21 protein-coding genes are annotated in these 21,249 nt (G+C 65.1%); 10 read left to right on the top strand and 11 right to left on the bottom strand.

Features of this window, described 5'->3' with window-relative positions; genetic code table 11:
• Positions 1 to 237: 237 nt before the first annotated feature.
• The 3 genes from AC1DIN_RS11635 to AC1DIN_RS11625 are packed head-to-tail and all read left to right on the top strand — an operon-like array spanning position 238 to position 3,729.
• Positions 238 to 1,206: an ABC transporter ATP-binding protein gene (locus AC1DIN_RS11635; protein WP_476809897.1), complete on the top strand. Its 969-nt coding sequence runs from the start codon at positions 238 to 240 to the stop codon at positions 1,204 to 1,206.
• Positions 1,203 to 2,186 carry an ABC transporter ATP-binding protein gene (locus tag AC1DIN_RS11630; RefSeq protein ID WP_476809896.1) on the top strand — a complete coding sequence of 328 codons (984 nt, stop codon included), beginning with the start codon at positions 1,203 to 1,205 and terminating at the stop codon, positions 2,184 to 2,186. The genes AC1DIN_RS11635 and AC1DIN_RS11630 overlap by 4 nt, the downstream gene beginning before the upstream one ends.
• Before the next feature lie 31 nt (positions 2,187 to 2,217).
• Positions 2,218 to 3,729, top strand: a complete 1,512-nt coding sequence (locus tag AC1DIN_RS11625; protein WP_476809895.1) for an alkaline phosphatase family protein — start codon at positions 2,218 to 2,220, stop codon at positions 3,727 to 3,729.
• Between the two features lie 152 nt (positions 3,730 to 3,881).
• Here AC1DIN_RS11625 and AC1DIN_RS11620 read toward each other — a convergent pair whose 3' ends face one another.
• The 10 genes from AC1DIN_RS11620 to AC1DIN_RS11575 all read right to left on the bottom strand — a co-directional run bounded on the left by AC1DIN_RS11620 (position 3,882) and on the right by AC1DIN_RS11575 (position 15,114).
• On the bottom strand, positions 3,882 to 5,444 hold the full coding sequence (locus tag AC1DIN_RS11620) for an ABC transporter substrate-binding protein (protein ID WP_476809894.1): 1,563 nt from the start codon (positions 5,442 to 5,444) through the stop codon (positions 3,882 to 3,884).
• Between the two features lie 68 nt (positions 5,445 to 5,512).
• Positions 5,513 to 6,277, bottom strand: a complete 765-nt coding sequence (locus AC1DIN_RS11615) for a glycerophosphodiester phosphodiesterase (protein ID WP_476809893.1) — start codon at positions 6,275 to 6,277, stop codon at positions 5,513 to 5,515.
• Between the two features lie 2 nt (positions 6,278 to 6,279).
• Positions 6,280 to 7,161 carry an ABC transporter permease gene (locus AC1DIN_RS11610; protein WP_476809892.1) on the bottom strand — a complete coding sequence of 294 codons (882 nt, stop codon included), beginning with the start codon at positions 7,159 to 7,161 and terminating at the stop codon, positions 6,280 to 6,282.
• Positions 7,161 to 8,102: an ABC transporter permease gene (locus tag AC1DIN_RS11605; protein ID WP_476809891.1), complete on the bottom strand. Its 942-nt coding sequence runs from the start codon at positions 8,100 to 8,102 to the stop codon at positions 7,161 to 7,163. Before AC1DIN_RS11605 ends, AC1DIN_RS11610 begins: the two co-directional genes overlap by 1 nt.
• 245 nt (positions 8,103 to 8,347) lie before the next feature.
• Positions 8,348 to 10,102 (bottom strand): thiamine pyrophosphate-binding protein, encoded by a 1,755-nt coding sequence (locus AC1DIN_RS11600; protein WP_476809890.1) that lies wholly within the window; start codon positions 10,100 to 10,102, stop codon positions 8,348 to 8,350.
• 146 nt (positions 10,103 to 10,248) lie between these two features.
• Positions 10,249 to 11,538, bottom strand: a complete 1,290-nt coding sequence (locus AC1DIN_RS11595) for an NAD(P)/FAD-dependent oxidoreductase (RefSeq protein ID WP_476809889.1) — start codon at positions 11,536 to 11,538, stop codon at positions 10,249 to 10,251.
• A 94-nt stretch (positions 11,539 to 11,632) separates the two neighbouring features.
• Positions 11,633 to 12,754, bottom strand: a complete 1,122-nt coding sequence (locus tag AC1DIN_RS11590) for an enolase C-terminal domain-like protein (protein ID WP_476809888.1) — start codon at positions 12,752 to 12,754, stop codon at positions 11,633 to 11,635.
• Positions 12,755 to 12,778: 24 nt separating this feature from the next.
• On the bottom strand, positions 12,779 to 13,558 hold the full coding sequence (locus tag AC1DIN_RS11585; protein WP_476809887.1) for an amino acid ABC transporter ATP-binding protein: 780 nt from the start codon (positions 13,556 to 13,558) through the stop codon (positions 12,779 to 12,781).
• The gene (locus AC1DIN_RS11580) at positions 13,555 to 14,217 is read right to left on the bottom strand and encodes an amino acid ABC transporter permease (RefSeq protein WP_441470143.1); all 663 of its coding nucleotides are present in this window, start codon (positions 14,215 to 14,217) and stop codon (positions 13,555 to 13,557) included. The genes AC1DIN_RS11585 and AC1DIN_RS11580 overlap by 4 nt, the downstream gene beginning before the upstream one ends.
• 63 nt (positions 14,218 to 14,280) lie before the next feature.
• Entirely contained in the window at positions 14,281 to 15,114 is an 834-nt protein-coding gene (locus AC1DIN_RS11575; protein WP_476809886.1) for a transporter substrate-binding domain-containing protein, read from the bottom strand.
• A gap of 175 nt (positions 15,115 to 15,289) precedes the next feature.
• Here AC1DIN_RS11575 and AC1DIN_RS11570 point away from each other — a divergent pair, with 175 nt between their 5' ends.
• Positions 15,290 to 16,219 (top strand): LysR substrate-binding domain-containing protein, encoded by a 930-nt coding sequence (locus AC1DIN_RS11570; RefSeq protein WP_441470141.1) that lies wholly within the window; start codon positions 15,290 to 15,292, stop codon positions 16,217 to 16,219.
• Positions 16,220 to 16,519: 300 nt separating this feature from the next.
• On the opposite strand, the gene AC1DIN_RS11565 is transcribed toward AC1DIN_RS11570, so the two are convergent.
• Positions 16,520 to 17,413 (bottom strand): LysR substrate-binding domain-containing protein, encoded by an 894-nt coding sequence (locus AC1DIN_RS11565; protein WP_476809885.1) that lies wholly within the window; start codon positions 17,411 to 17,413, stop codon positions 16,520 to 16,522.
• 2 nt (positions 17,414 to 17,415) lie between these two features.
• Here AC1DIN_RS11565 and AC1DIN_RS11560 point away from each other — a divergent pair, with 2 nt between their 5' ends.
• From AC1DIN_RS11560 to AC1DIN_RS11535, 6 genes are all read left to right on the top strand, one after another.
• Entirely contained in the window at positions 17,416 to 17,949 is a 534-nt protein-coding gene (locus AC1DIN_RS11560; protein WP_476809884.1) for a cupin domain-containing protein, read from the top strand.
• Positions 17,942 to 18,607: an SDR family oxidoreductase gene (locus tag AC1DIN_RS11555; RefSeq protein WP_476809883.1), complete on the top strand. Its 666-nt coding sequence runs from the start codon at positions 17,942 to 17,944 to the stop codon at positions 18,605 to 18,607. Before AC1DIN_RS11560 ends, AC1DIN_RS11555 begins: the two co-directional genes overlap by 8 nt.
• Positions 18,604 to 18,795 (top strand): SDR family oxidoreductase, encoded by a 192-nt coding sequence (locus AC1DIN_RS11550; protein ID WP_476809882.1) that lies wholly within the window; start codon positions 18,604 to 18,606, stop codon positions 18,793 to 18,795. Before AC1DIN_RS11555 ends, AC1DIN_RS11550 begins: the two co-directional genes overlap by 4 nt.
• A complete protein-coding gene (locus tag AC1DIN_RS11545; RefSeq protein WP_476809881.1) occupies positions 18,792 to 19,772 on the top strand; it encodes an aldo/keto reductase in 981 nt (326 codons plus the stop codon). The genes AC1DIN_RS11550 and AC1DIN_RS11545 overlap by 4 nt, the downstream gene beginning before the upstream one ends.
• Entirely contained in the window at positions 19,769 to 20,029 is a 261-nt protein-coding gene (locus AC1DIN_RS11540) for a hypothetical protein (RefSeq protein WP_476809880.1), read from the top strand. The genes AC1DIN_RS11545 and AC1DIN_RS11540 overlap by 4 nt, the downstream gene beginning before the upstream one ends.
• A 150-nt stretch (positions 20,030 to 20,179) precedes the next feature.
• Positions 20,180 to 21,196 carry a zinc-dependent alcohol dehydrogenase family protein gene (locus AC1DIN_RS11535; protein ID WP_476809879.1) on the top strand — a complete coding sequence of 339 codons (1,017 nt, stop codon included), beginning with the start codon at positions 20,180 to 20,182 and terminating at the stop codon, positions 21,194 to 21,196.
• Positions 21,197 to 21,249: the final 53 nt, after the last annotated feature.

The raw sequence follows: 21,249 nt of genomic DNA, 5'->3' as shown, positions 1-21,249 counted from the left end.
CCGGGGAACGGCGCGTCTGCGTAGCTGGCCAGCCAGGCGCAAACTGTGGGTCGCGCTGAACCTCTGAGGGCCTCGTCACAAGACGGTCATGAGGCCGGCGGTATGCCAGCCGCCATGCAGCCAACATCAGTTCCAACGCCGGATCGGCCTGCGGCGTCCGTCTCGGCACTCGCCGCGGCGAGCGCCGGCGCGCCTTTGCTCCGCCTACACGATTTCACCGTCTCGATTCGGGGCGACGTGCCGATCGTCCGCGGTATCGAGCTATCCGTCGCCAAAGGCGAAGCGCTCGGCATCGTCGGGGAATCGGGGTGCGGCAAGAGCATCACCTGGCTCGCGGCGCTGCGCCTGCTGGGGCAGGGCGTGACGACAGGCGGGGAAGCCCTGCTCGATGGGCGCGACCTGGCAGGGCTGTCCGAACGCGAACTCGCGCGCATTCGCGGCGGCCGTATCGCGCTGATCTTCCAGGATCCTTCGAGTGCGCTGAACCCCGTGCAGCGCATCGACACGCAGCTGGCCGAGGTGCTGCGCCTGCACCGCGGCCTGACGGGGGAGCCTGCACGCAGGGAAGCCCTGCGCCTTCTCGATCGCGTCGGCATCGCCGATGGCCCGCGGCGGCTGAGGCAATACCCGCATGAGTTCTCCGGCGGCATGAACCAGCGCGTCATGATCGCGCTTGCCCTGGCGGGCGAGCCCGACGTGCTTGTCGCCGACGAACCGACGACGGCGCTCGACGCCACCATCCAGGCGCAGGTGCTCGACCTGATCCGCGACATCCGCCGCGAGACGGGGATGGCACTCATCCTGATCTCGCACGATCTCGGCGTGGTCGGCGATCTCTGCGATCGCATCGCGGTGATGTATGCCGGGCGGATCGTCGAGACGGCGGCAACGCGCGACCTGCTCACGCGTCCGCGTCACCCCTATACGCGGGGCCTGCTCGCGGCCTTGCCGACACTCGACGGCCCACGCCAGCGGCTGACGCCGATCCCCGGAACCGTTCCCGCGCCGACCGCCATTCCGGCAGGATGCGCCTTCGCCCCGCGATGCCCGGCTGCTGCCGAGCGCTGCGGCCGCGCCATGCCGGAGCTCGTCTTTGCCGGGCAAGACCAGCGGGCGGCGTGCCTGCGGCTCGATGAGCTGCCGGTGTCCGGAGATGGCTTGCTTCCCGCCGCGACGTTGCCTCGCCAGACTGAGGTGCCAGCATGACGCCGCTTCTCGACGTTTGCGACCTATCGCGTGAATATCCCGTCTCGACGGCTGGAGGCGAGCGCCGGATCCTGCATGCCGTCGATGGCGTGAGCTTTTCGCTCGAGCGCGGCAGGACGCTCGGCATCGTCGGGGAGTCCGGCTGCGGCAAGTCCACCACCGCGAAGCTGACGCTCGGCCTGCTGGCGGCGACGCGCGGACAGATCACCTTCGAGGGCGCCCCGGTCACGGCGCTGCGAGACCGGGATTGGCGCGCCATGCGTCGGCGGATGCAGATGGTGCATCAGGACCCGCTCGCCGCGCTCGATCGCCGTCTGCCGGTGGGGCAGCAGGTCGTCGAGCCTCTGGCCATCCACCGGCTCGAGGACAACGAGAACGCGCGGCGGCAGAAGGCGCTCGCGCTGTTCGACGCGGTCGGCCTCAGGCCGGATCTCTTCGAACGCTATCCGCACGAACTCTCCGGCGGCCAGCGTCAGCGCGTCGTGCTGGCCCGTGCGCTGGTGCTCGACCCGGTGCTGCTCGTCTGCGACGAGCCGATCTCGGCACTCGATGTCTCCGTCGCGGCCCAGGTCATCAACCTCATGCAGGACCTGCAGGTCCGCTTCGGCATGGCCTATCTCTTCATCAGCCATGATCTCAAGGTGGTCCGGCAGACCGCCGACGAGGTCGCGGTGATGTATCTGGGCCGCATCGTCGAGCAAGGTCCGCCTGACGCGCTGTTCCATGCGCCGGCTCATCCCTATACGGAGGCTCTGGTCTCGGCCGTGCCGACACCGTTGCGCGGCACGCAGGGGCGCATCATTCTGAAGGGCGATCCGCCGAATCCCGTCGATCGGCCCCGGGGGTGCGCCTTCCATCCGCGCTGCCCACGCGCGGTGGCCCGTTGCCGGGAGGAGGCGCCGACGCTCAAGGCCGTGGCCGATGGCCGCCTCGCCGCCTGCCATCTGGTCGCCGCCTTCCCGGCGGCGGCCGCTGCCTGACCTGATAGCCTTTGCCTGCACCGGAGACGAGATGAGCCGCCCTGACCAGCCGACCACCGACCGCGTCGTCATCGCCGTCTTTGACGGGCTGCGGCCGGACCTCGTCACGCCCGAGCTGACCCCCAACATCATGCGGCTGGTTGCGCGCGGGACATGGTTCCGCCGGGCGCGCAGCGTCTTCCCGTCGGTCACCCGCGTGGCGACGAGCTCGATCGCAGCCGGTGCGCCGCCGATCGTGCATGGCATCGTCGGCAACGCCTTCTATCATCGCGCCGCCATCGCCGACCGCATGTTCGACACGAGCGATGTCGCGATGATCCGCCGTGCGGAGGCCCATCATGACGGCCGCCTGCTCGCCGCCGACACCTTCGGCGACGTGCTGGCCCGTGCGGGCAAGCGGCTGGCTGTCGTGCATACCGGCTCGGCCGGTTCCGCGCATTTCATCAACCCGCGCGCCCGCGCCAACGGGCACTGGACCTTCTCCATGCACGGCGTCGGCGCGACGCAGACGCCGGAGGCGGTGGAGCAGGCGATCGAACGGCTCGGCCCTCTGCCGGAGCGCGAGTTGCCGCGGCTGCAGGAGGTCGCCTATGGCGGCCGCGTGATGACGGATCTCGTGTTGCCGGAGCTCCAGCCGGATGTCGCGCTGATCTGGTTCAACGAGCCGGATACCACCTTCCATTATCGGGGCCTGGGATCGCCGGAGGCGATGGCCGGACTGCGCGAGGCGGACAAGGCCTTCGGAACCATTCTCGACTGGGTCGAGGCCCAGCCGGATTCTGAGCGCATCGCGGTGATCGCCGCCTCCGACCATGGCCAGATCTCGACAGGCTCGGTGGAACCGCTGTTCGAGACGGCGCTGCAGGCCGGATTCGATCTCAGTGCGGCGAAGGTGATCGACAGCGCGACGCTGGTCGCGACCGGCGGCATCAGCGGCGAGATCCGTCTGCGCGATGGCGATCGCGGCGAGATCGACCGTATTGCCGCGTGGCTGATGCAGCATCCCGCAGTCGGCCACGTCTTTTCGCCGGACCGCAACGGCGTCGAGGGCGAGGTCGCAGGCACGCTCTCGCTCGCCCTGATGGGCGCTGGCCATGCCGCGCGCCGGCCCGAACTGATGTTCATCCTGAAATCGAGCCTCGACCCGGACCAGTATGGGCTGCCCGGGCTTGGGGCGATGACGCCCGGGGATGTGCCGCTCGGCGGCGGCATGCATGGCGGCATCAATCCGCACGAGTTGAACACCGTGCTGATCCTTGGCGGCAACGAAGCCGCCTCGGTTTCGCAGGAGCCGGCAGGGATCATCGATATCGGCCCGACCGTGCTCGGCCTGCTCGGGCTGGCACCGGCAGACAGCATGCTCGGCCGCAACCTCGCGCAGCCGGCGCGGCAGGAGGCCCGCGTCGTGCGGCATTCGGCGGGAGCGGGCGCCTTCGCCCAGCATGTCGATGTCGTCGAGCAGGACGGCCGCCGCTTCATCCTCGGCGGCGGGCAGGAGCCTCTGGCGGTTTTTCAGAGAGCCCCGCCGGCATCCCGGGCTTGAGCCGAGGATCCATGCCGTAGTGCTTCCGATCGAGGCGCGGGTCATCCCGGCTCTGCGCTTCGCTCCCGCCGGGATGACCCGCGCCTTCCCGGAAAAGCAAAAAAAGGCGGCCCACGGCCGCCTTTTCCAATCTCGGGCTACAGACCGAAGCCTCAGGCCTTGGCGAAGCTGAGATTGTCCGGGCGCAGATCCATGAAATAGAAGGTCGTCGGCCGCCAGCCGATCGACTTCTTGATCGCGTAGGCCTCGCTCGGCTGATACAGGATCGTCGCCGGAGCCTCGTCCTCCCAGCTGTCGAGCATCTCGGTGAAGAGCGCCTTGCGCTTGGCCGGATCGACCTCCGCCTCCAGCGCCGTGCCGGCCTTGTTGAAGGCCTGCGCCGAGGTCCAGAACTTCGAGACCTGGGCTTCGCCGGCCGGACCCCAGGCGACCCAGATCGAGCCCAACGGATCGGGCAGGCGGGTCGAGTTCGACCAGTTGAAGATCTGCACGCCGGGGCCGCGCAGCTGCGCGGAATTCTCGACGACCTGCAGGGAGGCATTGACGCCGACGGCCTTCCACTGCTCGACCAGGATCTGCGCCGCCTCCAGCGCGTTGGTGTAGTAGTTGGCCTGGGTGCGGTAGACGACCGGCTCGCCCTTGTAACCGGCTTCCTTCAGCAGAGCCTTCGCCTTCGCCGGGTCGTAAGGCAGCTTGCGGCCCTCGACGAACATCTGGCCGTATTCCGGGAAGTTGTGGCTGGCCGGAACCTGGGCCGTGCCTTGCCAGAGCGTGTCGACCAGCTTCTGGCGGTCGATCGCGTAGCAGAGCGCCTGCCGGACGCGCTTGTCCGCGAGGACCTTGTCCTGCTCGTTGAAGGCGAGCACGTGGACATTGGCCAGCACGACCGAGCGCACGTCGATGTCCTTGTAGCCGCCGACGACGCCCATCTGATCGGGCGGGATATTGGTGATGAGATCGTAATCGCCCGCGACCAGGCCGGCGACGCGGGCAGCGAGTTCAGGCACGCGCTTGAAGGTGACGCGCTTCGCCGTGGGCTTGCCCATGAAATAGTCGTCGAAGGCTTCGAGAACCGTCGCATCCGCCGCCGAGTGCGAGACGACGCGATAGGGCCCGGTCGCGACAGGCTTGCGCGAATAGGCCTCGAAGCCCATGGCTTCATAGGCGCGCTTGTTGACGATCCAGGCGCACCAGGATGCCAGGCGCTGCTCCAGCAGCACATCGGCAACCTTCGTCCTGAAGCGGACGCTGTAGCGGTCGATCGGCTCGACGCTGGCGAGAATTCCGAAATACGGCTTGCCGCCGGGGATCTGCGCCTTGTCGCCCCAGAGGCGGCCTTCGCGGAAGGTGTAGGCCACGTCTTCCGAGGTCAGCTCGTCGCCATTGTGGAACTTGACGCCCTGGCGCAGCGTGACGACCAGCTCCTGCGGAGAAACGCGTTCCCACTTCGTCGCGAGATGCGGCTTCAGCTCCGAGCCGCCGCCATCGGCTGCGCCCAGGAAGTCGCGGCGGATCAGCGTGTCGAAGATCGAATAGGTGACGCGGGTACCGACATTGGAGAGCTCGCGAGCCGGCTCTAGCGTGGCAGGCAGGTCGGCGACGGCGACGGTGAAGTTCGGCCGGGTATCGTCGGCAGCGAACGCCAGCGGCGCGGCGAGCAGGACCGGGGTGGCGGCCGCACCTTCCAGGAAACGGCGGCGGGAGATCGTCATCATTGAGCCTTCTCGTGTCGAGCTGTTGCGGCGCGCGGATCGAAGCGGCGCGCCGGTCCCGCTGCCTTGACTCAGCTTGGCGACAGGGCCGTGACAGCGCGCGAGGCAATGAGTTGGCGTGGATCGTCGAGCATGACCGCGTCCGGGCGCAACGCGGTGACCCGGCGGATGCCGTCGGCATCGATGCGCCCGACCGGGAAGGGCGGGTAGCCCGGCAGGGCGACCGAGCGTGGTTGACCGACCATGATCACCGACCGCATGCCGGCAGTGCGGATGGACGCCATCCGCTCCTCGGTCGCATCGGCCTGCCAGAGCCGGAACCAGCCCGCTCCGGCCTTCTTCGCTTCCGCCGTCGCATCGGGGTCGGTCGCAAAGGCGAGCAGTGCGACATTCGGCGAAAGCCGGCGCGCTGCCGACAGGAGAGCGCTGTCGCGGAGGCCGAATACGCAGCGCTGCAGCGCCTCCTTCGCGGTGAGCACGGCCAGGATGGGCGGCAGGATCGCCGCGTCCAGCAGCTTGACGTCGAGCAGCAGGCCGAGCGGCGCCGATGCGGTGATCGCCTCATCGAGTGTCAGCAAGTCCGGCAACATCGCGCGCAGGGTAGCAAGGTCGGTGTCCGCGACCGGGCGGCTGTCGCCCGCGAGCCGCGTCAGATCGGCGTCGTGCAGGCAGGCCAGCTCCCCGTCGGCCGTCAGGCGCAGATCGGTCTCGACCATCGCCGCGCCCGCCGCCGCAGCAGCGCGGAAGGCTTCAGCCGTGTTCTCCGGTCCGAGCAGGGCGCCGCCGCGATGCGCGATAGCCAGCGGATGAGACGCGCCGAGATTTGCGATCGCCATGCTCAATGCCTGTCGCTCGTCGGGTCGAAGCGGTCGCGCAGCCAGTCGCCGAACAGGCTCATGGAGAGCGTCGTGAAGAAGATCACCAGCCCGGGAAAGACCGCGATCCACCAGGCGTTGAGCAGATAGCGGCGCCCTTCGCCGAGCATCAGCCCGAGAGAGGTGCCAGGCGGCTGCACGCCGAGCCCAAGGAAGGAGAGGGAGGTTTCGAGCAGGATCGTGCCGGGGAAGTTCAGCGTCGCCTGGACCACCAGCGCCGCGGCGATGTTGGGCAGGAGATGGCGCAGGATGACCCGGGAGGGTTCCGCGCCCAAGGCTTCGATGGCGTTGATGTAGTCGCTTTCCTGCTCGGAGACCACGAGCCCGCGCGCGAGCCGGGTGTAGCGGTCCCAGCCGTCGATGCTGACCAGGATGATGAACAGGACGATGTTGTTGCCGAAGAAGGCGAGCATCGTCAGCGCGAGAAACAGAGCGGGGATCGCGGCCTGCGCATCGACCAGCATCATGATGGCCTGGTCGGCGAAGCCCCGCAGGCGCGCCGCCACGAAGCCGAGGAAGGTGCCGACGACCGCGCCGATCAGCGTGCCCATCACTGCGATCAAAATCGAGCTGCGGACGGCGAAGATCATGCGGCTGAGAATGTCGCGGCCGAGTTGATCGGTGCCGAGCCAGTATATCGTGCCGCCGGCTTCCGTCAGAGGCGGCTTCAGCCGCGCGGCGAGGTTCTGCGCGGTGTAGGGCAGCGGGGCCAGCCAGTCGGCCAGCAGCGCCACGACGACGATGAAGAGCAGGAAACCGGCCGAGAGCCTTACCACCGGCGACATCGCATTCTTGCGGGCACGGGTGGCAGGAGCCGGAGCGGACGGAAGGTCGAGAGCTGTCATCAGGCCGGCTTGCCCATGGCGCGAGAGAAGCCGCCGAGCCGCGGATCGATCAGGATGTGCACGATGTCGACGAGGAGATTGGCGCCGACCATGATCACCGTCACCGTGAAGATCACGGCCTGGACGACGGCGAGATCCCGCGTCGAGACCGAGTCGACCAGCAACCGCCCGATGCCGGGCCAGGCGAAGATGGTCTCCACAACCGCGCTCCCGGCGAGGATGTGACCGATCTCGATGCCGATGAACATCAAAAGCGGCACCGCCGCATTGGGTAGGGCATGCCGGATGATCACGGCGAGCGGCATCACGCCCCGTCCGCGCGCGGCCCGGATATAGGGCTTGCCGAGTACTTCGAGCGTCGCGGTGCGAGCGAAGCGTGCCAAGCGGCCGGCGAGAGGCAGGCCGAGCGTCACGGCCGGCAATATGAGGTGCCAGAGGCTCTCCGAGCCGGCCGAAGGCAGCACACGCAGCTTCAACGCGAAGAGCAGGATCAGGAGGATGCCGAGGAAGAACACCGGGATCGCATAGCCGAATACCGCGACCGCCATGGCCAGTCGGTCCGCGGCGCGGTTGTGGCGGAGCGCTGCGAGGATGCCCAGCGGCAGGCCGACGACGAGCGCCAGCATCAGGGCCGAGGCGCCGAGCAGGAAGGTCTTCGGCAGGGCTTCCATAACGGCCGCGAAGGCGGCTCGATCGTCGGCGAAGGACAGGCCGAAATCGCCCCGGACGGCACTGGCGATATAGCGCAGATACTGCTCGGCCAGCGGCCGGTCGAGGCCCCACAGCTCGCGATAGTAGGCCCGGACGTCCGGTGGCGTGTCGATCGACAGCATGATGTCGGCGGGATCACCCGCCAGACGCAGCGCGATGAAAACGGCCGACACGCAGATCGTCACGGTCAGGATGGCACGCAACAGGCGGAGAGAAAGAAAACGGAACATCAGACTCGGCAGCAGCTTGCAGAGCCGTGGTTCTGCAAGCTGCCCCACGACAGATTGATGACGAACCTTTGTCGCGCACGCTTTCCGCCGCGATGACCGGATCGAGACTGGGCTCGCGCACTGTCTCCGTATCTCCGCTTTCCCTCCCCCTGCTTAGGCTTCGGCTCATAGCCAGTTGCTGACGGTTGCGGCAATGCAGACGGCGGCGAGGCGGTCGTATCGCCGCCCCGATGCATCTCTGCTCGTCAGAAGTAGCGCACTTCCTCGGCCTCGACGCTCAGCGGATCTTTGCCACGCTTCGTCAGCCATGAATAAACCGGCGGCACACGATCTGCGATCGATTCAATGTGGATATCGATCAGGCACGGCCCGTCGGTGTAGGCGAAGGCCTTGGCCAGCGCCGCGTCGAGTTCCTCGGAGTTCGTCGCCGTCCAGGCTTTCACATCGAAGGCCTCGGCGATGGCTTGTCCGCGCGGAGGCGTAAAATCGACGCCGAAGCACTGGTTATGGCCTTTCAGCCGATGCAGGCCTTTGATCCATCCGAAAGTGCCGTTGTTGAACAGCAAGAGGATGGCTGGAACCTGCAGCCGGACCAGCGTTTCGAGCTCGCCGACCGACATTCCGAATGAGCCATCGCCGAACATGCCGATGGGCCGGCGCCCCTTGTCCGCGAACCAGGCACCGACCGTTGCGGGCAGCGCCGAACCGAGGCCGCCGAAGGCCCGCGGGATGGCGAAGCGCGTCCTGCGATCCTTGAGCTTGAGAAAGCGCGTCATGTGAGGCGTTGGCGTGCCCGCGTCCGAGTAGATGTGAGCGGGCTTGCCGTAGAGCTCCAGAGCCTCATTGAAGCAGCGCACCGCCCGTTCCGGCCGCAGAGGCGTTGCCTCCGAGCTTAGCAGTGCTTCGGCGTTCGCCCAGAAATTCGCGCGCAGCTCGTTGAGCTCGTCCACCCACTCCTGCGTCCTGCCGGCATCATTGTTGGGGGGAGCCATGTCGATCAGGCTTCGCAGGACGAGGCTCGCATCGCCCTGGACGGACACCACATTCTCATAGTTGTTCGCCATGATCTCGGGATCGATGTCGATCTGGGCGACGCGCTTGTTCAGGGTGATCTTCGGGAAGGTCCAGCCGATGGTGACGACCGAGCCCATTCGGGAGCCTACGAAGAGCACGAAGTCGGCATGTTCCAGGGCCCAATTGGCATGCGGGTGGAAGCCGTTGTCGCCGATGACACCGACCGCGAGTCGATGGTCGTCAGGCATGGTTCCCTGTCCGGTCATCGTTGTGCAGACCGGAATGTTCAGGCGTTCCGCCAACGCGGTGACTTCCGCGCCGGCGCAGGAGCGATTGACCCCGCCGCCCGAGACGATCAGCGGCCGCTTGCTGGTGGTCAGCTGAGCAAGCAGCGTGTCGAGCTTTTCCGGGGCAGGGAGCGTCGGATAAGCTGGAAACTCCATGCATTCCGCCTCGACATGCATGGAGATGCGAGCCGGATCGACCTCCGCCAGAAGCATATCCTCCGGGATCTGCAGGTGAACGGCGCCGGGCTTGCCGGAGCAGGCGACGCGGAATGCGCGGCGGATGATCTCAGGCAGCTTCTCCGCCGACTTCACCTGCACGGACATCTTGGTGATCGGCTCGAAAAGGCGAGCGCAATCGAGCTCGGTCAGGACGCCGCGACCTTCGCCCGGCAGGGGAATGTCGATCGTCAGAAGAATGACCGGGACCGAGGAGGCGTTGGATTCGGCGACCGGGGGCAGCGAATACATGGCGCCGGCGCCCGACGGGCACTCGAAGACACCCGGCTTTTTCGTGAAGCGGCCATAGGCATCGGCCATGTAGCCTGCCGAGCGCTCGTCGCGCGCCATGACATGACGAATGCGGCCCTCGTGCTGTTGCAGCGCTTCGTAGAACGGCACGTTCGTGTCGCCCGGCACGCCGAAGACCACCTCGACGCCATAGCCGATCAGCATCTCCACGAGGATATCTGCGCCACGCATTTCCGATTTCTCCTTCAATGTCTTGCAATGTCTTGGCTATCGACGGGGCCGTTGAGCCCGGAAGCGGACGACCTGTTTCGTATTCGGGAGCCGCGTGCCCGGAACGGCGGCTTTGCCCGAGATGCCGCAGCCGACGATGCCGGCCCTCATGGCTCGATCCGTCCGAGCCCGAAGCGCCGGGGCGAATACGGGTCGATGTCGAAGGCGCCGGGGAGCCCCGCCAGATGCTCGGCCACGATGCGTCCGGTCACCGGGCCCGAGGCAAAGCCGACATGACCATGCCCGAAGGCGTAGAAGACGTTCGGGGATCGCGTGGATCTCCCGAGGACCGGAAGGCCGTCCGGCGTCGATGGGCGATGCCCCATCCATTTGTCGACGCTCAGCTCCTGCATCCGGGTCAGCGCAGGGTAGGTCCTGCGGGCATGGCCGATCAGGATATCGACGCGGCTCCAGTTCGGGGGCGTATCGACCGATGCCAGCTCGACCTGGCCGGAAAGGCGCAGGCCCGCCAACGTCGGCGTGTTCGCCATCTTGCCGTCGCTCGGCATGACCGGGTGGCGCGGTCCTCCCGCGTTCAGGGGAATGACGCCATGATAGCCCCGCTCGCTTTCGAGCGGAATGTTATCGCCGGCACCGCTTGCCAGCCTTTTCGACCATGCCCCGGCCGCGATGACCGCCTGGTCGCATTTGATCAAGCCGACATCGGTTTGGACGCCGACAAGCCGTTCCCCGTCGAATACAAATCCGTTCGCCTTGGCGCGGATCGCCTTTGCGCCCTGCGCGCAAGCGGTTTCGACGATCTTGGAGACGTAAGCTGCAGGATCCAGGCAATGAGCGCCATCCTCGGCGAGGATCCCGAACGTGTAGTGCTGATCGAGGCCAGGCTCCCGGTTGGCTAGCGCGCTGGCGTCAAGTTCTCGCCATCGCAGGCCGGTCATCCGCCGCAGATGCCAGGACAGGGCCTCGGCTTCGAACGCGCTCCGGTCGGGGTAGGCGTAGAGCAGCCCTTCGCGGCGGATCAGATCCGGCACGCCGATCTCCTGGCTCAACGCTCGGTGACGTGCGGGGCTGTCATGAAGCAAATGGCTCAGCGCGCGGGCGGTTGCCTCGACGCGCGGCACGGAGGAGCCCGCCCACAGGAAACGAAGCAGCCACGGCACGAGACGCGGAAAATGGCGCCATCGAATGACCAGGGGGCCCTTCGGGTTCAGCAGATATCCCGGGACCTTTTTCCAGAGGCCGGGCATCGACATCGGGACGACCGATGCCGGGCTGATCCAGCAGCCATGGCCATAGCTTGCGGACTGCCTGCCCGCCGGCTCGCCGGTGTCGATCAGAGTTACGGCATGGCCTGCGCGCACGAGTTCCAGTGCACTGCAGGCGCCAATGATGCCGCTGCCGATGACCAATGTATGCGTTCTGGCGGCGCTGGGCATGGCCATTTCCCCCGGCATTTGGGCAATAGTTCTCGTCTCCGTCACGGCAGGGCCGTGAGCGGCAAGGAAAAGCGGCGGTGTTTTCAGTCGGGCGTCAGCGCTCTGCGAGAACGCGCGCGTTCGATCTCAGCGAGCGCTCGGACACGCGAATTCCCAGACCCGGTCCATCGGGCACGACGACTTCGCCGTTGCGGTTCTCGATCTTCTCCTCGAGCACGTCTTCGGTCAGGACGTGGTGAGGCATGTAGAATTCGCAGCCGAGCGAAATGCCTGGTGTCGCCGCGATGAACTGTGTTCCGGCCGCGAGCGCGACCCCGCCCTCGTACAGCGTTCCACCGTAGCCGGGGATGCTGGCGAGATCCGCCAGCGCCATCAGCGCCTGTGCGTTGAGCATGCCGCCGGTTTTCATCAATTTCACCGAGATCGCGTCGGCTGCCTGCAGCCTGATGATCTCCTGCAAGTCGCGCGCGTCGAAGCAGCTCTCGTCGGCCAGGATCGGGGTGTCCAGGTCCGCAGTAAAAGACGCCATGGCCGCCAGGCAATCTCGTGGGACCGGCTGCTCGATGAAGGTCGGCTTGAACTGATCGACGTCGCGGAGCTTCTTGATCGCGCCGAACGGCTGCAGGGCCTGATTGTAATCGATGCGCAGATCGATCCGGTCGCCGAAGGCGTTCCGCATCGCTTCGAGGTGTGCCACGTCCTCCCCATGGGTTTTAACCCCGGTCTTCACCTTGAAGATCCGATTGCCCTGCGGAACCATCTCTTCCATTCGCCGCATGTCCGCGTCGAAGTCTGGATCGGCGATGGAGAAGGAGAGGGGGATTGTGTCACGAACGCGGCCGCCGAGCAGATCGGCGATCGAGAGCCCCGACGATTGCCCGAGAATGTCGAACATTGCGGTTTCGATCGCGAGCTTGGCCTCGCCATGGCCGACGAGAGCCTTCTTCATCTGCAGTGTCAGTGCGCGGATCCGGTCGACCCGGGCGCCGATGACAAGCGGACGCAGATAGATGTCGATGGCCGCAACGGCGGCCTCGGCCGTTCCAGTGAAGACTTCCCACGGTGCAGCCTCGCCCCATCCGACGATGCCGGATGACGAGGTCAACTCGACCAGGACACGCTTCACCGTGCCCTTGACGTCGCCGACGCCCTGTTGCCTCGCCATCTTGATCGGGCTCTCGATCAGAAAGACGCGGAGATTGCTGATTGTTTCCATGGTATCGAACTCTTCTCTAGGCACTTACCGGGGCGCTGCGCCCTTATGGAAATGGCTCAGGAACGTCTTCGTCGCGTCCATCTTGGGTGTGTCGATCACGTCGCGGGCCGGCCCCTCTTCCACGACATAGCCGTCGCGCATGAAGACCACGCGGTCCGCGACGTCGCGCGCAAAGGTGATTTCGTGGGTGACGATCACCATCGTCATCCCGTCGGCGGCAAGCTTCTGCATCGCCTGCAGGACTTCGCCGACCAGTTCCGGATCGAGCGCCGAGGTCGCCTCGTCGAACAGCATGACTTCCGGCTCCATGGCCAGCGCCCGCGCGATCGCGACGCGCTGCTTCTGGCCGCCCGACAGCGTGTCGGGCATCTGCGAAGCGCGGTCCGCAAGCCCGACCTTTTCGAGCTGAGCCATTGCCTGATCGGTTGCCGTCTTCCTGTCCAATCCCTTCACATGGATGGGAGCCTCGATGACGTTCCCCAGGACCGACATGTGCGGGAACAGATTGAAGCTCTGGAACACCATCCCGGTGCGGGAGCGGAACGCGGCAAGCGGTTTTGCTTTCGGTTCCTGAACCGATTTGCCGAACTGGAAGCTGGTTTGCCCGACGCGAATGGTTCCGTCATCAGGCACCACCAGCAGGTTGATGCACCTCAGAAGTGTTGACTTGCCCGACCCGGATGGTCCCAGCAAGGCGACGACGCCGCCTTGCTGGACCTGAAGATTGATGTCCTTCAGGACCTCGAGCTGGCCGAAACGCTTCCGCAGTTTCGAGATCTCGATCATTGGCGATGTCGCTGTCATCGGGCTGCTCCCAACCGGCGTTCGCGGTGGCGCACATACAGCGTCAGGGGGAAGAGGATCATGAAATAGGCGACCGCCACGGCTGTGTATGTTTCCAGCGGGCGGAAGCTGTCATGGGCCGCGATCTGGCCCTGGTAGACCAGGTCCGGAACAGCGAGAACGGACACCAGGGACGTGTTCTTGAACTGAAGAATCGACTGGTTCATCAGCGCCGGGAGCATCCGGCGCAGCGCCTGCGGCAGGATAATGCGGCGCATCGCCAGCGCCGGTGTCATTCCCAACGCCGAAGCCGCTTCGGACTGGCCGGAATCGATCGACACGATGCCGCCGCGGATGATCTCGGCGTAGAACGACCCGCCATAGCAGGATAGAGCGAGAAGCGAGGCGGTAATCGGGGTCATCTCGATGCCCGCGATCATCGGCAGCGCATAATAGCACCAGATCAGCTGCACCAGGACCGGGGTGCAGCGAAAGATCTCGATGAAGCCGAGGGCGATCCCGCGCAGAATCTTGAAGCGGGACAGGAGGCAGATGGCCGCGGTCATGCCGATGACCAAGCCACCGGCGATCGTCGCGGCTGTGAAAGCCACAGTCACGCCCAGACCCTGCAGGAGCAACCAGCGGTAGCCCCACAGGATGGAGAAATCCCATTCATACATGGTGGTGAGTTCCCGTGCTCGAAACCGGATATGGAGGGGCCGAGGCCCCGCCATATGAGATCATCAGATTTCGAAGCCGGGGGGGAAGTCGCTCTCTTTGACGCCGACGAGCTCCATGTTCTTCACGACGGCGTTCTTGATGAAGCCGCTGGCGCGCTCCTTGCTGATCCAGCCGTCGACGAATTCACGCCAGGACTGATCCGCCTCTCGCCGGAAGCCCGCATTCGAAGTGGTGAAGTCGGCAGGCGTCGGCATGACGATCTCGCCGAGCGCAGCGTTCTTGGCCCGTAGCGAGAGCGAGAGGATCAGAACCAGGCACTGTGCATCGACGCGGCCAGCCTGCAGCGCGGCGGTGGCGTCGCTAGCCGTCTTCAACCGTGAAATCTGGGACTGGGGCGCGAGGCGGGTGACGGCAGCGTCGTGCGAAGAACCCGCGTCGACCGCGATCCGCATCTCCGGCTTGTTGAAGTCGTCCCAGGTCTTCGCTCCCAGCCCCTTCTTGGTGACCATGGTGAAGGCGTTCTTGAAGACGGGACCGGAGAAATCGATGACCTTCTGCCGTTCCGGTGTGGGGTTGAGGCCGAAGAAGACGTCGACTTTGTCGGCCTGGAGATCKAGCACCGAGTTGCCCCAGGTCGTCTCGAGGATCGTCATCTTCACCCCGAGATCGTCTGCGAGCTTCTTGCAGATGTCGATGTAGAACCCGCGCCAACTGCCGTCGGTCACCATCTTCTGATAATAGGGAGCACCGTCGGCCACGGCTCCGATGCGCAGGGTCCCCGAGGACTTGACCCGCTCGAGAGAGCCAGCCGCGAGAGCGCCTTTGCCGGTGTAAAGACCTGCTGCAGCGGAAACCGCGCCCAAGCCCATGAGCTTGTTGAATTCGCGCCTGTCCATACTCTTCCCCTCTCAATCTTCGTTTGGTGGCTCTGATTGTGCGCAACGGAGCCGGTCTCTGTTCCCCCTCGGATCAGACGCTCGCGCTTTTGTTTTTGAGCCGGACGGATCGAGTGTGACCGAGCCCCGGGCGAAACAAAAACGTTGAAAATTTCGTCTAGGATGAGTTTTAATCATGGTCGCCGCCGGGGTTCTCATGAGACGATATCTGCCATCGTTGTCAGCATTGCATGCGTTTGAGGCGGCAGCGCGATTCATGAATTTCACCAAGGCGGCGGAGGACCTGGGCCTCACGCAGAGTGGCATCAGCAGGCAGATCCACAATCTCGAGAAGTTCCTCGGCGTACCGTTGTTTCACCGAACAGGGCCGCGTCTGGTCCTCACGGAAGTCGGCGCGAATTATTACCGGGACCTCGCGCTGACGCTGGACAAGCTCCAGGAAATCACGATCGACGCCGTGCGGGGGCGTTCCGTCGATAGCTCCCTCATGATCGGGACCCATCCTACATTGGGCGCGCGTTGGCTGCCGAGACGGATTGAAACATTCATCCGTGCGCATTCAGACATTCCGGTGGAAGTAACCCTCGCGTCTGCCGATCTGGACTTTGAAACCACGCGTCTCGACGTTGCCATCCTGCGAGGGGTGGGAACTTGGTTGAACGCAAGATCGGTTGAATTGTTTGCTGAAGAGATCGCCGTGGTGACCTCACCTAAATTGGTGAATCTCGGAACGAAGCTCGAAAACGGCGATTTCGCGAAATTCCCAATGCTGCAGAACGCGAGCCGCCCCAGTATGTGGCTGCATTGGTTGCGCCTGTCAGGGCTCAACTATCAGGGTCGAATTCAGGGAACTCGTTTCGCGCACACCGAGATGCTCATCAACGCCGCGGTTCAGGGCATAGGTATCGCCATCGTGCCCGTTTGCTACATCGAAGCGGAACTCGCGCGGAACGAACTCCACATGCCCTTTGGGCCGCCAATTCTGTCCGGCGACTCCTATTATGCAGTCTACCCTGAACGAAAGGCGCAGCTGCCAAGCGTTGTGGCATTCCGCGGGTGGGTCACACGGGAGACGCGAACCTATCGAAAGCTGAAGGCCCAGTAGCGCGCGTCATATCCGGCATGCAGATCGCCGCGAAGGTCTGTTGAGGCTTGCGGCCTCGGTGAACGAGCGTTCGCCCGGCGCACATGCCCGCCGGAAAGCCCTTCAATTCCGTCGGCCGAGCGCCAGACGCAAACGGGCTTGCACCCTTGGCTGTCTGGATCGCCTCAGCCGTCGTCATGATGGGCCTAGTGACATTGCCTCGCCGCACCGCGGTGTCGTGCTCCAGCTTGTCGATTTCGGGAAACGCGACCCGGTTGGCTTGGGCGTGAACCCGCCCGCCTCCGCTGCGGGCCGCTGGTCTCAGCCTCGATAGCGCAAGGCATCGACCAGCAGGGAGAAGGCGGCCGATGGCTGGCGGCGGCTCGGATAATAGAGATGGTATCCCGAGAAGGGTGGACACCAGTCGTCCAGCACGCGGATCAGCCTGCCGTCGGCCAGTTCCTCCTGCACCCTGTCTTCCATGACGAAGCCCAGGCCGAAACCGCTCGTGGCGGCGCGAACGATCATGTTGACATCGTTGAAGGCGAGTTGCCCCTCGACGCGGACGCGCAGTTCCCGGCCGCCTTTCTCCAGCTCCCAGGGATAGAGCGCCCCGGAGCTCTGAAGACGCAAATTGATGCACTGGTGATTGGCGAGATCATGCGGCGTCTGCGGGATCGGCCTCGTAGCGAAATAGGAGGGAGCCCCGACGACGATCATTCGTACGTCGGGACTGATCGCGACCGCGATCATGTCCTTGGCGACGGCTTCGCCCAGCCGCACGCCCGCATCGAACCGCTCGCTGACGATATCGCGCAGTCCTGAATCGATGCTGATCTCGATATGGATGTCGGGATAGTCCGGCAGAAGCCTCTCGAGCGCCGGCCACAGGATCGTCACGGCAGCATGTTCAGCGGCGGTGATCCGGATCGTGCCCGCGGGCCTGTCGCGCAGGTCCCGGATCGAGGCGAGCTCGGAGCCGATGCTGTCGAAAGCGGGCCGCAACGTGCCGAGGAGCCGTTCCCCGGCATGGGTCGCCGCGACGCTGCGTGTCGTTCGGGTCAGAAGCCGGACGCCGAGGCGCGTTTCGAGCCGCCGGATCGTGTGGCTGAGGGAGGATTGCGAGGTGCTGAGGCGGGCGGCAGCCCGGGTGAAACTCTGTTCCTCTGCGACGACCAGGAAGGCGTTCAGGTCGACCAGCTCTTCGCGTCGCATTCATGATCCCCGGATATAACCGCATGCAGCTTATAGCGGATAATCATCACAATGATCTCAAGATAGCGTGTGATCCAACGGGTGCGGGGGGCGCCTCGAACGCCAGGATTTCGCGCATGAACACCGGCCGCAACGTCGCCCGGGCCGCAAGAGGCGATGTCTCGGATCGATACACCGGAGAGGTCCGCATCGCCGCGCCATTTGGGCCGGACGGCAGCCCTCGGGGGGCGACATTCGCATTCCATCCAAGAACACGGACGGCCCGGCATACCCATTCGATGGGGCGGACGCTGCTTGTGGCGAAGGGCCTCGGCCGTTTGCAGCGCGCCGGCGGGCAGATCGAGCCGATGCGGCCCGGCGACCTCATCTGGCTCGAGCCCGGCCGGAAGCAATGGCACGGCGCTGCGCCGGATCAGCCGCTCAGGCTGATCGCGCTCGCACGTCCCGATCCGGAAGCGCAGATCGTCTGGATGGAGCATGTCCGCGACGACGAGTACTGCCCGCCCGAACCCGCCAGGGAGAGCGATGATGAGTGATGTGAATGTCGTTATTGGCGCCGGTTCGATCGGCATCGCCATCGCGCGGCGAGTGAGCGCAGGCAAGCATGTGGTGTTGGCGGATCTTCGCCAGGGAAATGCCGATGCCGCGGCCGCAGTTCTGCGGGATGCCGGATTCGAGGTCAGTACCGTGACGGTCGATGTATCTTCGCGGCTTTCCGTCCAGGGGCTTGTCGCGTTCGCCGCGGCTCGCGGCAACATCGCCGGCGTCATCCACGCGGCGGGCGTTTCGCCATCGCAGGCCTCGCAGGCGACGATCCTTGCGGTCGATCTCTACGGCACGGCTGTCGTCCTCGAGGAGTTTGGCAACGTCATCGCAAAGGGCGGCGCCGGTGTCGTGATCGCATCCCAGTCCGGCCACCGGTTGGGTGCGCTGACGGCGGAGGAGAACGCTGCGCTGGCCACGACGCCAGCGGACGAGCTGCTTTCGCTGCCGATGCTTCAGCCGGACCGGGTGAGGGATTCGCTTCACGCCTATCAGTTGTCCAAGCGCGGCAATTCACTGCGCGTCATGTCCGAGGCCGTGCGCTGGGGGCGCCGTGGAGCGCGCGTCAACACGATCAGCCCGGGCATCGTCTCACGCCTCTCGCAAGGGACGAACTCACCGGCCCGCGCGGCGAGGGCTATCGGCGGATGATCGAACTATGCCCGGTCGGGCGCGCCGCAACACCGGATGAGGTCGCGCACCTCGGAGCGCTGCTTATGGGGCCGGACGGCGCCTTCATCACCGGCAGCGACTTCCTCATGGATGGAGGTGTGACCGCTGCCTACTGGTACGGCGAACTCGCACCGAAATCGATAGAACAGCAAGGAATAGAGTCATGAGAAAGCGCGTTCTGGGAAAGAGTGGACTTGAAGTCTCGGCGATCGGCCTGGGATGCATGGGCATCAGCCAGTCATACGGTGCGCCGTTGCTCTCGGCCGATGCGGTGAAATTGATCCGTGGTGCCTTCGAGCGCGGCATCACATTCTTTGATACCGCTGAAGTCTACGGGCCCTACAAGAACGAAGAGGTTGTTGGCGAAGCCCTTCAACCCATCCGCGACCGGGTCGTTGTCGCGACCAAGTTCGGCTTTGATATCGAAGGCGGCGGTGCAATGGACAGCAGCCCACAGCGCATCCGCGCCGCCGTGGAAGGCTCGCTGAAGCGCCTGCGGACCGATCGGATCGACTTGCTGTATCAGCACCGGGTCGATCCCAACGTGCCCATGGAAGATGTTGCCGGCACGGTCAGGGAGCTGATCGCGCAAGGCAAGGTTCTGCATTTCGGACTTTCGGAAGCGGGCGTGAAAAACATCCGCCGCGCTCATGCGGTCCAGCCCGTCACGGCGCTTCAAAGCGAGTATTCGCTGTGGTGGCGCGAGCCCGAGGAGCAGATTCTTCCGGTCCTGGAAGAACTCGGGATCGGCTTCGTGCCGTTCAGTCCGCTTGGGAAGGGCTTTCTCACAGGGACGGTGAGCGCGAACGCGACCTTCGGGAAGGACGACTACCGCAGCACGGTGCCACGCTTCACGCAGGAAAACCTGTCGGCCAATCAAGCGTTGGTCGACGCTGTCGGCCTCCTCGCACAGGAAAAGAAGGTCACGCCTGCGCAGCTCGCGCTCGCCTGGGTGCTCTCTCGGAAACCATGGATCGTCCCCATTCCGGGCACGACCAAGCTCCATCGTGCGGAAGAGAATATCGGCGCGGCGGCCGTCGAGCTTTCCGCCGGCGATCTCGCTGCCATCGATGATGCACTGTCGGGCATCGCCGTCCATGGCGAGCGCTATTCGCCCAGTCATCAGGCGCGGATCGACCGATGATCGGTGCCTCCCGGGAAGCGGCGAAGCTGCTGGTGCTGGGGGCGAACGGGCAGCTTGCCCTCAACACCAAGCGCGTCCTCCTGGAGCAAAGCGGCGTACCGCTCACCCTCCACCTTCGGCGTGCGAACCGCCGCAACGACCGCCCCCTCGCGGTTGCGGATCGTCGAAGCGACGTGCCTGACAAGGCAGCCTTGCGTTTGCCGATGAAGGGCGGGGATGTCGTCGATGCGAGGCGACCGGGAGCGCCGCACCCTTGAAAGAGTGGCCGCCTGGCTGGGAGGCCTCGCCCGAGGTACAGTACAGACCACCTCGCGCTGTTCGTCTCGCTCGCTCTCACCCTGACCGCCGGCACTGCGCTTGCGCACCGGCCAATCGTTGGACGCGAAACAAAACAAGAGGACTCAAACATGCTTGGAACAATGCTCTACGGCCCAGGCGACGTTCGTTTCGAGGACCGCCCCGCCCCCCGTATCGAGAAGCCGACCGATGCCATCATCAAGCTCTCGGCCACCTGCGTCTGCGGCTCCGACCTTTGGCCCTTCCGAGGCGCAAATGCCGTCACCGAGCCGCAGGCCATGGGCCATGAATATTGCGGCGTGGTCGTCGAGATCGGCAGTGCGGTCAAAAGCGTCAGGCCCGGCCAGTTCGTCGTCGGATCCTTCTGTCTCTCGGACAATACCTGCCCTCATTGTCGTTTGGGCTTCCAGTCTTCATGCGAACAGCGCGAGTTCATGACGGGCGCCCAGGCGCCTTATGCGCGGGTTCCCCTTGCGGACGGCACATTGGTGCCAACTGACGCGCAGCCTGATGATGACCTCATTCCGAGCCTTCTCGCGGCTTCAGACGTTCTGGGGACCGGTTGGTACGCCGCGGATGCAGCGCGCGTTCAGCCTGGATCGACGGCTGTCGTGGTCGGCGACGGAGCCGTCGGGCTTATGGGTGTGCTCGCCGCGAAGCAGATGGGGGCTGGCCGGATTATCATCATGAGCCGCCATAAGGCGCGCCAGGATCTCGCCCTTGAGTACGGCGCAACCGACATTGTGGCGGAGCGCGGTGAAGAGGGAATAGCTCGCATCAAGGAACTGACCAATCGTGTCGGCGCCGATTCCGTCCTGGAGTGCGTCGGCACGCAGCAGTCGATGAACCAGGCGCTCCAGGTCGCTCGCCCGGGCTCGATGATCGGCTATGTCGGTGTGCCGCATGGTGTTCAGTTTGATGGCCAATCATTGTTCTTTTCGCAGGTCGGCATGCTAGGCGGCCCCGCGCCTGTGCGCCGGTTCCTTCCCGATCTCATCGACCTCGTGCTTAGCCGCAAGATCAATCCCGGTAAGGTGTTTGATCTCACTATTCCTTTGGCCGACGTGGCTGCAGGTTACCGCGCAATGGATGAGCGCCGCGCCATCAAGACGCTTCTTCTTGTCTAGAATAGCCAGTCGGCGCGGGCGGCGCCGGTCATGAGAGGTGCGGATATCCTTGG

It is taken from the genome of Allobosea sp. 05T438 (genome assembly GCF_056396025.1).
This window is presented reverse-complemented; position numbering and strand designations above follow the sequence as displayed.